We start from the raw sequence: 15909 nt of genomic DNA on the forward strand, positions 1-15909 counted from the left end.
ATTCTTGCGTTAATAGCGACTATATTTTCTTGCGCCCCGTTTTCCCTTTCATATCTTTGTTTTAGCTAAAAAACCCGACTTAAAACGGCACGCCCCGGATGGCTGCCGGACCGAAAGCAACCGATGAAAAAGTGCATTTCCATTCTGTTCGCCTGCTGTGCGATCGCTGGTGAGACCGCTGCCATGAAGGGCAGCCTTTCGCAGCGGATCACGCTGAAAACCCCGGGCAACCGCGCCGTGACCTACAACCTCCGCGAAACCGCTGAGGGGGGGGGAATTTTAGAAGCTGACCGACGGCTGCCGCTGACCGTCCGACGGCAAAAAACCGAAACCGACGACGAAATCAGAATCGTCCTCACGCTGACAGCGGACGATCTCCTATATTATAATGTAGAGCAGTCTTTCCATACGGGCCTCGTTCACGAGAACTGTCTCTTCTACATGCCCGGATTCTGGTACCGCAAGAACCTGCGGTCGCCCGAATCGGCCCCTTCGTTCCACACCGGCGACAGCTGGCAGGTGCGCGAAGACCGTCTGAGCACGCCCCTCACGGGTATTTACGACGAACGATCGGGCACCTACTACACGGTGCTCCGCACCGACACGCCCGACTGCGAGGCGCTCGCCTGCCACAACTACGGCGAGGTGATCCTCTCGGGCAAAACGTCGCTGGGCTTCACGGGATTCCGCAATGCGGACGCACACGCCGCGCTGGTCTTCGGCTTCCCCTACTGCGAAGCCCCGAAATCCTACGTCCGCAAACTGACCCTCGCCCCGGCCGTCCGGGCATTCGAAAAGTTGGAGAAGGGCGAGACGCGCCGCCTGACATGGACCATCCGCAAGGGCGCCAGCCCCTCCTACTCGTCGTTCGTGGCCGAGGTGTGGAACGACTCCTTCGACACGCTCGATCCCCGGCCCGTCAGCCCGCGCCACACTCCCGACGAAGCCAAGGCCATTCTGTCCGAATACTTCTCCCGCAGCTACGTCGGGAAATACCCGCTGAAATTCACCTCCGGCGTGGAGCTCCGCACGGCCGACTGCGAAAGCACGGACATCGCCGAAGTGGGATTCGTGGGCCGCGTGCTGCTCAACGCCTTCAACGCGCTGGAATACGCCGAGGCGAACGGCCGCGAACAGCTCGCGGCAGAGGCCCGGTCGATCTTCGACAGCTACCTGCGATACGGATTCACGCCGGGCGGCCTGATCCGCGAGGTGGTCGATTTCAAACGCGAGCGCGAAGCCGACGTGTACAGCATCCGCCGCCAGTCGGAGGGCCTCTACGCCCTGCTGAACTACCTCGACTACGAAAAACGGCACGGCCGCAGCCATCCCCGGTGGGAGGCCCGCATCCGGACCCTGCTGGAGAAATTCCGCACGCTCCAGAATCCCGACGGCAGTTTCCCCCGCAAATTCCGCGACAACCTGACCGTCGTGGACGCCTCCGGCGGCAGCACGCCTTCGGCCACGCTGCCCCTGACGATGGCCTGCGCCTATTTCGGGAACGAGGCGTACCGCCGGAGCGCCGTACGCACGGCCGACTATCTCGAAAAGAACCTCATCTCCAAGGCCGACTACTTCTCCTCGACGCTCGACGCCAACTGCGAGGACAAAGAGGCTTCGCTCTACGCCGCAACGGCGATGTACTACCTGACATTCATCTCCGAGGGCGCCGAACGGCAGCGCTACGTCGATCTGTGCCGCGAGGCGGCCTATTTCGCCCTCTCGTGGTACTACCTCTGGGACGTGCCTTTCGCGCAGGGGCAGATGCTCGGCGACGTAGGCTTCCGCTCGCGCGGCTGGGGCAACGTGTCGGTGGAGAACAACCATGTCGATGTCTTCATCTTCGAATTCGCCACGGTGCTCGATTTCCTGGCTGACACGTGCGGCGAACCCCGTTTCGCCCGCATGAGCGCCGTGATCCGGAGTTCGATGCTCCAGCTGATGCCCGCCGAGGGGTCGATGTTCGGGATCGCCCGCACGGGCTACTACCCCGAGGTCGTGCAGCACACCGCCTGGGACTACGGCAAGAACGGCAAAGGCTTCTACAACGACATCTTCGCGCCGGGATGGACCGTAGCGTCGCTCTGGCAGATGCTCACCCCCGACCGCGTCACGAAATTTTTCGCCAACCGATAAACCACGGGCAAATGACACGAATTCTACTGCTTCTCATTCTTCTCGCACCGCTCGCCGCACCGGCGCAGAGCGCCCTGAAAGAACGCGAGACGATCTGCACCCTGACCTCGAAGGAGGGCCACGGCGGGCAGTTCGACTGGAAAATGAAACGTGCCGACGAAGTGAGCGTACGCTCCGAGGAGGTCTCCTCCGCCGAGCTCCCGACCGAAGGGTGGCTGCCGGCGGTAGTCCCGGGAACGGTGCTCAACTCGCTGGTGCACGACGGCGTATACCCCGAACCGTACTACGGACTCAACAACAAACTGGAATCGAACCTCATTCCCGATCTCTACCGCGCCGGACGGGATTTCTACACCTACTGGTTCCGGACGGAGTTCCGGCTCGACCGGAAGGAGTGCGGCGGCAGGAAGGTCTGGCTGCAAGCCGACGGCATCAACTACCGCGCGGAAATCTGGCTCAACGGCAGCATGGTGGGCAGCACGGCCGGCATGTTCCTGCAACGTGTGATCGACATCACCGACAAGGTCACGTTCGACCGGGAGAACGTCCTGGCCGTGAAGGTCTACCCCGTGGACATGCCCGGCACGATACGCCCCAAGGGCGGCAAGTCGTTCGGCGCCAACGGGGAGTTCCAGAACGGCGGCAACGGCGAGATCGGCCGCAACGTCACCCAGCTGATGACCGTCGGGTGGGACTTCTTCTACCTCGACGGCATCCGCGACCGCAACACCGGCATCTGGCGCGACATCTCGCTCTTCACCACCGGACGCGTGCGGCTGGCCCACCCGTTCGTGAAATCCGAGTTGTCGAAACCCGGCTACGACGTGGCGCGCCAGACCGTTTCGGTCGAGGTGACCTATCCCGACTACATTCCGCAGAACACCTGGCGGAAAGCCAAAGTCAGCGGCGAGATCCGCGGCGAAGGCATCCGCTTCGAAAAGGAGGTGTCGCTCTACCGCGGCGAGGTGAAGGAGGTGGTCTTCACCCCCGAAGAGTTTCCGCAGTTAGTGATCCGCAACCCGCGCCTGTGGTGGCCGCTGAACAAGGGGAAACAGGAGCTCTACGACCTGACGCTGAAAGTCGAGTTCGACGGCCGGGTCAGCGATTCGATCTCGACGCGCTTCGGCATCCGTGAGATCGCCTCGACGACCGACACGCCGGACAAGTCGCGCACGTTCAGCGTCAACGGCCGGCCGCTCTTCGTCCGGGGCACCAACTGGCTGCCGGAAGCCATGCTCCGCACGTCGGACGAACGCACCCGGGCCGAACTGCGCTACACGGCCCAGTCAGGCGTGAACCTCATCCGCTTCTGGGGCGGCGGCATCACCGAATCGGACTACTTCTTCCAGCTCTGCGACTCGCTGGGCATCCTCGTCTGGCAGGAGTTCTGGATGACGGGCGACACCAACCACCCCAACGATCCGGGCGTCTACTATTCGAACGTGGTCTCCACGGTGAAGCGCATCCGCAACCACCCCTCGCTGGCCTACTACGTCTCCTCGAACGAGAGCACCGAGATGCCGCAGATGGAACGTCTGCTCGAAAGGCTCGACGGCACGCGCGGTTATCAGATGCAGTCGGAGTGCGGCGGCATCCACGACGGCAGCCCCTACAAGCAGGTCAACATCATGAGCCACTACGAGGACAAGGCTTCGCCGCGCGGCAGCCGCGTCTACGGGTTCAACCCCGAATACGGCGCCCCGTGCCTGCCGACGGTCGAGTGCCTGCGCGAAATGATGGACGAAAAGGACCTGTGGCCCGTCAACAAGGCGGTCTGGGACTACTCCGACGGCAACGGCTTCCACCTCATGTCAACGCTCTACACCGACATGACCAACGAATACGGACCTTCGCAAAGCATCGAGGAGTTCGCCGAAAAAGCGCAGTTCCTCGGCGCCATGAACTACAAAAGCATCTGGGAGGTCTGGAACTACAACAAGTTCGACTACGGCGACCGCTACACGTCGGGATTCCTCTACTGGTACCACAATTCGGCCGTGCGCCAGGTCGCCGGACGCATGTGGGACTGGTCGCTCGAACCCACCGCGGCGCTCTACGCCGCGCAGAACGCCTGCGAACCCCTCCATCCGCAGTTCGACTACCTGAAAAACACGGTGTCGGTGGTCAACGACCACTACCGCGCATACCGCGGCTACCGGGTCACGGCCGAGGTCTACGACCTCGACATGCGGCGCATCGACTCGCAGTCGGCGGCGGTCGATCTACCCGAAGACGGCGTTGCGAACGACGTGCTGACGCTGGACTTCTCGGCGTCGAGAACCCCCGTGCAGTTCATCAAGCTGAGACTCTTCGACGAACGCGGCAAGCAGGCGGGCAGCAACTTCTACTGGCGCTCGGACAACGAATACAAGGGCGCCAACACGCTCACCGGTCCGGCGACGGCGGGATTCCAGTCGCTCGGCGAACTGGCCCGGACCCGCGTCGCCGCGTCGTACGAAACCTCGGTGGACGACGGATGCCACTACATCGACCTTCGGCTGAAAAACACCGGCCGCACGGTGGCGTTCTTCACGCAGGTGCAGTGGCTCGACGGGCGGCGCAAGCCCGTGCGGCCCTCGTTCTACACCGACAATTTCCTCTGCCTGATGCCGGGCGAGAGCCGGACGGTGCGCATCGAAACGGCGCTCGACAAACTCCCCGAAGAGACATACACGCTCGTCGTGCGGGGCTTCAACCTCGACACGCGCGAATTCAAGGTCAAAATCCGGCGTCCGTGAAACCCCTGCTGCACATCCTGTTCCTGCTGCTGGCCTTCACGGCCGGAGCGCGGCCGCACACCTACGACGTGGTGATCGTGGGCGGAACCCCTGCGGGGATCACCGCCGCCGTCGCCGCCGCGCGCGAAGGGAAAAACAGCGTCATCCTCGAACGCTCGGACCACGTCGGCGGACTCCCGGTCAACGGACTGGGCGCCACGGACATCGCCACGCGGGGCGCCACGGCGGGGCTGTTCGCCCGCTTCGTCGCGCTGAACAAGGCCCACTACACGGAAAAATACGGAGCCGATTCGCAGCAGGCGCGCGATTGCAGCGACGGATACCATTTCGAACCGTCGGTGGCGGCGGAGACCTTCGCACGGATGCTCGCCGAAGCCGGCCCCGGACGCATTACGGTCCTGACGGGCCGCCAGTTCGACGCCGAAGCGCGCTACGTCGAGAAGCGAGGCGACCGGATCATTTCGATCCGCATCCTCGACCGCACGACGGGCCGAGAGGAACAATACCGCGGCGCCGTATTCATCGACGCGACCTACGAAGGCGACCTGGGCGCAGCCGCAGGGGTTCCGTTCCGGACCGGACGCGAAGGAGCCGCCGAATACGGCGAACCGTGCGCCGGAAAGATCTACCGCTGGTGGAAGCACGGCCCCGACGCCGAAGGCACGACCTACGAGGGCGACGACGCCATCCAAGCCTACAACTACCGCCTCTGCCTGACGGACGCCCCGCAGAACCGGCTGGCGATTCCCCGGCCCGAAAACTACGACCGCGAAGAGTACGTTTCGCTGGTCGGCGACGTGCTGGACGGCCGCAACACCGACGCACGTTACCGCACGGCGGATTCGGCGGCCATCGCCCGGAACCGCCGGCGCATCGAGGCCGGAGAGCGGACCTCGGCCCCCGGCGACGTCTGGGGCATGGCCAAGGTGACGAGCATGACCCGCCTGCCGAATGCCAAGACCGACGCCAACAACCAACACCTCGCACTCATCTCCACGGACCTGCCCGAAGAAAACTGGCCGTGGCCGACAGCCGGCTGGGCGTGGCGCGACCGTTTCGCAGAGCGTCTGCGCGACTATACGCTGGGCCTGCTGTGGTTCGCCCAGCACGACGAGGCGCTGCCCGCGCATTTTCGCGAAGCCTGTCTGCGGTGGGGCCTCGCCGCAGACGAATACCGCGACAACGACGGATTTCCGCGTCAGGTCTACGTCCGCGAAGGCCGGCGGCTGGAAGGCTGCCATTTCTTCACCGCCAAAGACGCCCTGCCCGAAGCCGAGGGGAAGCGTCCGCCGCTCCACCGCAGTTCGGTCACCGCAAGCCACTACGCCCTCGACTCGCACGCCGTGCGCAAACGCGAGCCGGGGCGCATACACCTCGACGGATTCTTCAGCCACCCGACGGCCGTTTACACGGTTCCCTACGGCGTGATGGTTCCCCGGCGGGTCGAAAACCTGCTCTTCCCGACAGCCGTCTCGGGCAGCCACGTCGGATTCTCGACCCTGCGCATGGAGCCTTGCTGGATGGCCTTGGGCGAAGCCGCCGGAACGGCAGCCGCACTGGCGATCGACAGCCGCCGGAACGTCCGCGAAATCACCGTGGACTCGTTGCAGGAACGCCTGCTCCGCCACGGGGCTGTGCTGGTCTACCTGCGGGACCTGAAACCCGGCGATCCCGATTACGCCGCCGTACAACGGTTGGCGCTGCGGGGCTTCTTCCCCGAATGGGAAGCCGGCCTCGACCGCCCGCTCGACGAACCCACGGCGCGTCTCTGGAGCTCGCTCGCCAGACGGAAAATAACGGCCGACGGCACGGCCACCCGGCGGGAGTGGATTCGCCGGATCGCAATGACTAACTTCTAAAACACAAATGAATATGAAACGAATTCTCTCCTTTCTGACCGCTTCCCTGGCCATTGTCACGATGATGCTGTGTTGCAGCCATTGCAGCAAGGACGACTCAGGCAGCGGCAATTCCGGAAAGCCGTACATCCGGCTCAATTTCAGCGAAAAGATGGTTTCCAACTCCGCCGGATCGCTCGAAGTGTTCGTGTCGTCGAACACCGAATGGACCTCCGAGCCGCGGAGCAAATGGCTCAGCGTGGACCGCAGCGGCGGCAAAGGCGACCTCGCGGTGCGCATCTCCTTCGAGGAGAACGGCACGGAGAAGCGCACGGGCATCGTACGCTTCACGGCCGACGGCGTCAATCCGGTCGAAATCATCATCACGCAGTCGGCGCTGACCTTCACCAACCCCATCACCATCGGAGGCAACATCGCCACGATGCCCGACCCCTACATCGTCAAGGACGGCGACTATTACTACACCTGCAAGGCGAGCGGCAACGGCATCGCCATCTCGCGCTCCATGCGGCTCACGGTGGTCAATGCCACCACCAAGAAATGGAGCCTTCCCTACGAAGGCCCCTCGAAACCGTGGAACATCGCCGACCTCTGGGCCCCCGAGCTGTTCCACATCGGCGACCGCTGGTACGTCTACTACGCCGCCGGACGCCGCGGACAGGACGGAATAACCGGTTACGGCACCCAGCGCAGCGGCGTGCTCCGTTCGAAGACCGACGACCCGCTGGGCGAATGGGAGGACATGGGCATGCTCTACACGGGCTATGACTACCAGCCGGGCATCAAGCCCACCGCGGCGAACACGGAATACGCCATCGACCTGACGACCTTCGAGCTCAAAGGACAGCGCTACGCCGTCTGGTCGGGCAACGGAACCGACGCCGTTCAGCAGATCCGCATCGCCACGATGTCGGACCCCTGCACGATCTCCTCGTCGATGGTCATCCTCTCTACCCCCACGCAGTCGTGGGAGACGATGGACGGACGCAAGATCAACGAGGGTCCCGCCATACTCGTCAACGAAGAGAAGGGCAAGCTCTTCATCGTCTACTCCTGCAACCCCTCGTGGACCAAGAACTACCGGCTGGCCTGGCTGATGCTCGACATGAACGACGGCGATCCGATGAATCCGGCCGACTGGCAGAAGTCAAGCAACTACGCCTTCTGGCGCTGCGACAACACGAAGGAGCCGGTATCGGGCGTCAACGGACTGGGCCACTGCACCTTCACCAAGTCGCCCGACGGAACCGAGGACTGGATCGTCTACCACGCCATGCGCTACTCCGACGGCGGCTGGGGCCAGCGTTACCCCTTCGTCCAGAAATTCACGTGGAACGCCGACGGAACCCCCGATTTCGGGGAGGGAGCCGGATGGGGCGAACCGCTGCTGCTGCCCTCGGGCGAAACCCTCTGAAAACCTGTCCGCATCGTTAATCTAACCGAATAACAGTACCGCAAACCGATGAAAAAATTCCTGTTAGCCGCACAAACCCTGCTGCTGCTGTTCGCGGCGGCCCCGAACGTTCAGGCACAGAAAAGCTACGACCTGAAAAAATTCCCGAAGGGATGCCGTCCCGAAGAGATCGGCGTAAGGCTCACCGAACGCTACCTCCAAACCCCGCACTCGCACTGGGGCGACATCAACTCGAAGCACAAGGTGACCCTCGTGACCTATCCCGATGTCTGCGCTTGGCTGGGGGCGCTGTGGTTCACCGCCGGAACCGGCAACGACAGCCTCTACACCCGGCTCGTGGAGCGCTTCGAACCGCTGTTCACCACGCAGAAGAATCTGCAACCCAACCTCTTCCCCAAGGACCACAACGTCGTCGATTTCTACGTCTTCGGCGCCGTGCCCCTGGAGATCTACAAGCGCAGCCACGATCCGAAATACCTGGAGCTGGGCATGAAGTACGCCGACGGACAGTGGGAGCTGCCCGCGAATCCGCAGCACTACAAGCAGCTGTCCGAAGCGAAAAAATACGCCGACGAGGGCTACTCATGGCAAACCCGGCTCTGGGTAGACGACATGTTCATGATCACCGACCTGCAAGCCCAGGCTTATCTGGTAACCGGCGACAAGAAGTATATCGACCGCGCCGCCCGTGAGATGGCGCTCTACCTCGACCGCATCCAGCGTCCCAACGGACTCTTCTACCACCACACCGGCACGCCCTACTTCTGGGGCCGCGGCGACGGCTGGATGGCCGTCGGCATGGCCGAGATGCTCCGCATGCTCCCGAAGGACAACCCCTACCTGCCGCGCATCCGGGCGGCCTACATGCAGATGATGGAGACGCTGCTGCGCTATCAGGGCTACGACGGCATGTGGCGTCAGATCATCGACAACCCCAACTCGTGGAAGGAGACCTCCTCGACGGCCATGTTCACCTACGCGATGATCCTCGGCGTGAAGAACGGCTGGCTCGACAAGAAAATCTACGGCACGGCCGCCCGCAAGGCTTGGCTGGCGCTGCTCTCCTACCTCGACGAGAAAGACAATCTCCGCAACGTCTGCGAAGGCACCGGCGCCAAAAACAGCTTCGACTGGTATCAGAACCGCCGCCGTCTGACCGGCGACCTCCACGGACAGGCCGCCATGCTGTGGTGCGCCTATGCGCTCTCCTGCGACGTGAAACCTTACAAACTGACCCCGAAACGGTAAACCGATCCCTATCATGCACAAGATTCTGAAAACCCTCCTTCTCGGATTCGCCGCGGCCGGGCTGTGCCTGACGGCATGCAGCGAGAAAGCGACCTCCGGATCGGGCGTAAAGCCCAAACCCAAGCCCGACCCGACGCCCGAAGTCGAAGATTACGATCTGGTCAGCTTCCCCGACCGGAAAGACCCCAAAACGGTCGGCGAAGGGGTCGTCGATCTCTTCATCCGCTCGGGCAACTCCAACTGGGGCGACATGCACTCCTCCAGAAAGAGCACGCTGACCTCCTACCCCGATGTCTGCGCCTGGCTGGGAGCCTTCTGGTATGCCGAAGCGGCAGGCAACAACGACCTGTTCAACCGGCTGGTGGCCAAGTTCGACCAGTTCCTCGAAGTGGACGACAAGAGCGTCGAGCCGAACAAGAGTCTGGTGACACAGATCCCCCGCACGGAAAACAACGCCGTGGACTACAACATCTTCGGCGCCGTGCCGCTCCACATCTACCATGTCAAGAAACAGCGCGGCGCAGCCGAGTCGGAGATCAAAAAGTACCTCGACCTGGGGCTTCGCTACGCCGACCAGCAGTGGGAGCTGCCGACGGAGCAGAAATACCTGGAGAAGATGAAGAACCCCGAGTATTATCACAACCTGGGCTATTCGTACCAGACGCGCCTGTGGATCGACGACATGTTCATGATCACGGCGCTCCAGTCGCAAGCCTACCTGGCCACGGGCGACGAGAAGTACATCGAACGGGCCGCCAAAGAGATGATTCTCTACCTCGACGAACTTCCGGGCGAGAACGGAATCTTCTACCACGCCCCCACCGCCAAATTCTTCTGGGCGCGCGGCAACGGCTGGATGGCCGTCGGAATGCCCGAAATGCTGCGGATGCTTCCCAAATCGTCGAAATACGACGTTTACCGCGACCGGATTCTCGCCGAATACAAGAAGATGATGGCCACGCTGAGCGCCTATCAGTACGACAGCGGACTGTGGGGACAGCTGATCCATCCCAATCAAGGCGACATGTGGGAGGAGACCTCCGGATCGGCAATGTTCACCTACGCGATGATCCTCGGCGTGAAGAACGGCTGGCTCGACGAGAAGACCTACGGCACGGTCGCCCGCAAAGGGTGGCTGGGAATCCAGAACTACCTGAACACCAACTTCGAGATCCGGAACGTCTGCTGCGGAACCGGAGCCGGCACGAGCTACGCATACTACCGCGACCGGGACAAATACACCGGCGACCTGCACGGACAGGCGGCCGTGATGTGGTGCGCCTACGCGCTGACCGAACTGGCCAACGAACAGAAACAATAAACGACAGAACAACCCTAAACCTACCTGCAAGCCTATGAAACACACACAGCAGACCGAATGAAGAAACATTCGGTCCGGGGCGCGACCCGCCTTCCGGACTACGGGCTTTCGAGGTCCGAACCATTCCGAATCATCATCATCAATCAACCAAAACCGTATGGAAAAATTTTATAAAACAAGCATCGGGTACGCCAGAGCGCTGAAAAGCGCGGGCATCGCCCTGCTTCTCGTGATGTTCCTGTCGGTGAGCGTCGATGCAGTCCATGCACAGGGCGCCTCCGCACAAACGGGGAAACGACGCATCACCGGAACCATCACCGACGCCGACGGGTCGCCGCTGGTCGGCGCCACCGTCTACATCAAGGACACCAACGTCGGAACGACGACCAACACCGAAGGTCTCTTCGTCATCGACGTACTGCCCAAACAGCAGATCACGATCAGCTACATCGGCTACCTGTCGCAGACGCTCCCGACCGACGGCCGCGAAGTGTTCAACATCAAGCTGCAATCCGACACCGATCAGCTCGAAGAGGTCGTCATCGTCGGCTACGGCAAGCAGAAGCGTCAGGCGATGGTCAGCTCGATCGCCACCGTCGGGTCGCGCGACCTGATGCAGTCGTCGTCGAGCAACCTGACGAGCAACCTCGCCGGACAGCTCGCCGGTCTGATCAGCATCCAGCGCAGCGCCGAACCGGGACGCGACGACGCCGAGTTCTGGATTCGCGGCATCAGCACCTTCAAGGGCGGAACCAACCCGCTGGTGCTCGTCGATGGAATCCCCCGCGACATCAACAACATCGAAGCCGACGAAATCGAGACGTTCAGCATCCTGAAAGATGCCGCGGCGACGGCCGTCTACGGCGCCGAGGGTGCCAACGGCGTCATCCTCGTAACCACCAAGCGCGGTACGATCTCCCGCCCCAAAATCTCGTTCCGCATCGAACAGTCGATCGCCTCGCCGCAGCGTCTGCCCGAGTTCGTCGATTCGTGGGACTACCTCGAACTGGCCAACGAGGCCCGGTCCAACGACGGACTCACGCCCAGCTTCAGCGCCGCGCAAATCCAGCTCTACCGCGACCGTGCGGACAACGACCTCTATCCGAACACGCAGTGGATCGACGAACTGGTTCGCAAAGCCGTGCACAGCCAGCGCTACACGCTCAACTTCCGCGGCGGCGCCGAAAATGCCAAATATTTCGTCTCGATGGCCTACTACCAGTCGGACGGCGTCTTCAAGGAGAACCCCAACGGCAAATACGACAGCAACTTCGGATTCGAGCGCTACAACCTGCGCAGCAACATCGACCTGAAAGTGAGCAAAACCACGCGCCTGAGCGTCGATCTCTCGGGCCAGTACGTACACCGCCGCACAGCCAACCGTTCGGCCGACGACATCTTCAGCTTCATGCTGCACACGCCGTCGTACCTCTTCCCGGCCATTTACAGTGACGGCACGCTCGCCAGCTACGAGAAGCAGGCCGACTCGAACAACCGCAACCCCTACAACATGCTCTACAACCAGGGCTACCGCCAGGAGTGGGGCGTGAAGATCCAGTCGAACATCAAACTGGAACAGGACCTGAAATTCATCACCCCGGGTCTGAGCGTCCGCGGAAGCGTCAGCTTCGACTACGACGGCAGTTCGGCGACGCTGCGCGACTACTGGCCGAGCCTCTACCACGCCAGCGGCCGCGACGCCGAAGGCAACCTGGTCTTCACCACCACCTCGTCGGGATCGCCCGAGATCTCGGACCCGAAATTCACCTCGACGAGTTACCTGCGCAAGATCTACATCGAAGGCGCCGTCAACTACCAGCGCACGTTCAACTATGTCCACAACGTGAGCGCCATGCTCCTCTACATGCAGAAGGAGCAGCAGAAGAACGATCCGGTGCTTCCCTACCGCAAGCAGAGCGTCGTGGGACGCGTGACCTACTCGTACGACAACCGCTACTTCATCGAGGGCAGCTTCGGCTACACCGGCAGCGAAACCTTCGCCAAGAAGAACCGTTTCGGCTTCTTCCCGGCCGTCGGCGTCAGCTACTTCGTCTCCAACGAGAAATTCTATCCCGAAGGGCTGAAAAAGGTGATGAACAACCTGAAAATCCGCCTCTCGATGGGCCGCACGGGTAACGACGACACGGGAACCGACCGCTTCCTCTACCGTGCGACGTTCAACACCGAGGGCCACACCTTCAACCAGGGCATCGGCACCTCGGCCTCGAACGGCATGGGAGCCGGCATCTACGACCTGCGCTTCGTCAACAACGACATCCACTGGGAAATCGAGACCAAGCGCAACGTCGGACTCGACCTCGGCTTCTTCGACAACGAAATCGAACTCACGGCCGACTATTTCAACAACCGCCGCAAGGACATCCTGCTGGAGCGCAACACGGTCCCCGGAGTCGCCGGATTCCACGCAAAGCCGTGGCAGAACTACGGCATCGTGGACAACTGGGGCGTCGATGCCAGCCTGAACGCCCGCCACGACTTCGGCAAAGTCCGCATCAGCGCCCGCGGTACGTTCACGTTCGCGCGCAACAAGATCGTCGAATACGACGAGCTGAACCAGCTCTACGACTACCAGCGGATCACCGGCACGCGCGTGAACGAGAACACGCTCTACATCGCCGAACGCCTCTACACCGAGGACGACTTCATCCGCACGCAGAATCCCAACGGAACCTACTCCTACGAGCTGCGTCCGGGACTTCCGACCGTCGCGCTGCAAGGAACCCTCGGCCCGGGCGACATCAAGTACGCCGACCTGAACCACGACGGCGTGATCGACAGCAACGACAAGAAGCGCGGCGTGGGACACCCCTACAATCCCGAAATCAACTACGGTTTCGGCCTCAATGTCGAGTACAAAGGCTTCTACGTGAGCGCGTTCTTCCAGGGCACGGGCAACTCGTCGGTGCTGCTGGCGTCGGGCAACAACCACTTCTGGCCCTTCAACTGGTACGAGGACAAGTCCAACTACCGCACGCTGTTCCTCGACCGCTGGACGGCCGACAACCCGCGCCAGGATGTCACGATGCCGCGTCTGCACAGCCATTACAGCCACAACGTCAACAAGGAGGCCAGCACGTGGTGGCTCCGGAGCGGCAACTTCCTGCGCTTCAAGAACCTCGAAATCGGCTACAACCTGCCCAAGACCTTCCTCCGCAAGATCCGCCTCGACGCGGCGCGCGTCTACATGCTGGGCAACAACCTCTGCGTCTGGGACGACATCAAATACTGGGACCCCGAGCAGGGCAACCGCAACAACGGCATGAGCTATCCCATGTCGCGCACCTTCACGCTGGGACTCGAAGTCAACTTCTAATCAAGGAGAACGAACTATGAAACAGAATTTTGTAAAAATACTTTCCACCGGACTGCTGGCCTGCACGGTCTGGTCGTGCAGTTTCCTCGACGTGTCCGACGAACTGGCCGGCGGCATCTCCGACATCTCGCAGGTGTTCAGCAATGTCGATCGCACCAAAAAGTGGTATTCGCAGGTCTTCAACAACCGTCCCGACTATTCGGCCGTCTGGGTCACGGACAGCCCGATGGGAAATCCCTGGACCGCCTACTCCGACGAAATCTACACGCGACTGGCCAACAACGCCGGCAAATACACCGAGTGGAACTCGTCCAACAGCAATTCGCAGCGCTGGAACACGCTCTACGGGAGCATCCGGCAGGCCAATATCTTCCTCGAGCAGGCTCACCCGATCGTGGACGAAGGAGGTCCCGACGCCGACCGTCTGACCGAAGAGGAGATCAAGCTCTACAAGGCCAACGTCCGCTTCATGCGTGCGGCCTACCACTACTACCTGATGGAGCTGTACGGCCCGATTCCCATCGTCGATCATTCGATGACGCTGGAAGACGATCTCGACCTCCCGCGCAACTCGCTCGACGAGGTGATCGAATTCATCGACCGGGAGCTGAAGGAGTGCATGGAGGAGATGGCGCAGGAGCCCTACCACGACAACGAGAACCTGCGCGCCGTGCCCACCAAGGGCGCCGCGCTGGCGCTGCGCGCCAAACTGTGGGTTTATGCCGCCAGCCCGCTCTTCAACGGCGGATGGCCCGAGGCTCTGGCGCTGACGAACAAGGACGGAAAACGGCTCTTCCCCGACCGGAACGATTCGAAGCTGCAAACGGCGGTGGACCGTCTGCGCGACTTCCTCGACTACGCCGAGCAGGGCAGCCGCTACGAACTGCTCAACACGGGCAACCCGGACGACGACCTCTACAAACTGTTCCAGGAATACAACAGGGAGATCATCTGGGCTACCTCGACCAATTCGTGGGGCAAGCTGGGCGAACAGAAATTCGACACCTTCGCAACCCCGCGCTCGCAGCCTCAGGGTCAGGGCGGATTCCACGTCCTACAAGAGCTGGTCGATGACTTCTACATGAAGGACGGCAAGCCGATCAAGGCCACCTCGTTCCTCCCCAAGTCGGAGCTCTACCCCGCCAACGAAGCCGAGATGGGGACCTACAACGGCGTTCAGGTGTCGAAGATGTACATCGACCGCGAACCCCGTTTCTACAACACCGTCACGTTCTCGGGCATGAAGTGGCACATGAGCAATCAGGAGATCCAGTTCTACCGCGGCGGCCGGGACGACAACTCGGTGGCCGACGGCGCCCCGCTCACGGGCTATCTGCTCTACAAGCGCATGAACCGCACGGTCTACGGAGGCAACATCTCCGGCGCCGTAACGTCGAAATACCGTCCGGTGATCATCTTCCGCCTGGCGGAGTTCTACCTGCTCTACGCCGAAATGCTCAACGAGGTGGACCCGGGCAACGCGGACGTGCTGAAATACGTCAATCTGGTGCGCCGGCGCGCCGGGCTGGACGACCTGGAGGCGCTGAATCCCGCCATTGAGGGCAACCAGACCTTGCAGCGCGAGGCGATCCGCCGCGAGAGCCGCATCGAACTGGCCACCGAGGGACAGCGCTACTTCGACGTGCGCCGCTGGATGATCGCCGACAAAGCGCCCGGCGAAGGCGGTCAGGGAGGCGATTTCCACGGCATGAACGTCGATCAGGCGCAGCCCGCGTTCTACACCCGCACGAAGCTGCAGACCCGCTCCTTCAAGAACAAAAACTACCTCTATCCCATTCCGCTGGACGAGATCAAGCGCAGCGACGTGCTGGTGCAGAATCCCGGTTGGTAGAGCCGTA

The 15909-nt window shown here is 62.0% G+C and carries 8 protein-coding genes; all 8 read left to right on the top strand.

Features of this window, described 5'->3' with window-relative positions; genetic code table 11:
* Positions 1-123: 123 nt before the first annotated feature.
* The 8 genes from NQ519_RS05365 to NQ519_RS05400 all read left to right on the top strand — a co-directional run bounded on the left by NQ519_RS05365 (position 124) and on the right by NQ519_RS05400 (position 15902).
* Positions 124-2136 (top strand): hypothetical protein, encoded by a 2013-nt coding sequence (locus NQ519_RS05365; protein WP_227901010.1) that lies wholly within the window; start codon positions 124-126, stop codon positions 2134-2136.
* Between the two features lie 11 nt (positions 2137-2147).
* Positions 2148-4874: a glycoside hydrolase family 2 protein gene (locus NQ519_RS05370; RefSeq protein ID WP_019152190.1), complete on the top strand. Its 2727-nt coding sequence runs from the start codon at positions 2148-2150 to the stop codon at positions 4872-4874.
* Complete coding sequence (locus NQ519_RS05375; RefSeq protein ID WP_019152189.1) at positions 4871-6733, top strand: FAD-dependent oxidoreductase; 1863 nt, start codon at positions 4871-4873, stop codon at positions 6731-6733. The genes NQ519_RS05370 and NQ519_RS05375 overlap by 4 nt, the downstream gene beginning before the upstream one ends.
* A 13-nt stretch (positions 6734-6746) precedes the next feature.
* Positions 6747-8147, top strand: a complete 1401-nt coding sequence (locus tag NQ519_RS05380; protein WP_227901009.1) for a family 43 glycosylhydrolase — start codon at positions 6747-6749, stop codon at positions 8145-8147.
* Positions 8148-8195: 48 nt separating this feature from the next.
* Positions 8196-9395, top strand: coding sequence for a glycoside hydrolase family 88/105 protein (locus NQ519_RS05385; RefSeq protein WP_019152187.1), 1200 nt, complete (start codon positions 8196-8198; stop codon positions 9393-9395).
* Between the two features lie 13 nt (positions 9396-9408).
* Positions 9409-10716, top strand: coding sequence for a glycoside hydrolase family 88/105 protein (locus tag NQ519_RS05390; protein ID WP_019152186.1), 1308 nt, complete (start codon positions 9409-9411; stop codon positions 10714-10716).
* Positions 10717-10873: 157 nt separating this feature from the next.
* Positions 10874-14050: a SusC/RagA family TonB-linked outer membrane protein gene (locus NQ519_RS05395; protein ID WP_019152185.1), complete on the top strand. Its 3177-nt coding sequence runs from the start codon at positions 10874-10876 to the stop codon at positions 14048-14050.
* Positions 14051-14066: 16 nt separating this feature from the next.
* Positions 14067-15902, top strand: a complete 1836-nt coding sequence (locus NQ519_RS05400; protein WP_019152184.1) for a RagB/SusD family nutrient uptake outer membrane protein — start codon at positions 14067-14069, stop codon at positions 15900-15902.
* The last annotated feature ends 7 nt before the right edge of the window (positions 15903-15909 follow it).

This window comes from Alistipes senegalensis JC50, from assembly GCF_025145645.1.
Classification (GTDB): domain Bacteria; phylum Bacteroidota; class Bacteroidia; order Bacteroidales; family Rikenellaceae; genus Alistipes; species Alistipes senegalensis.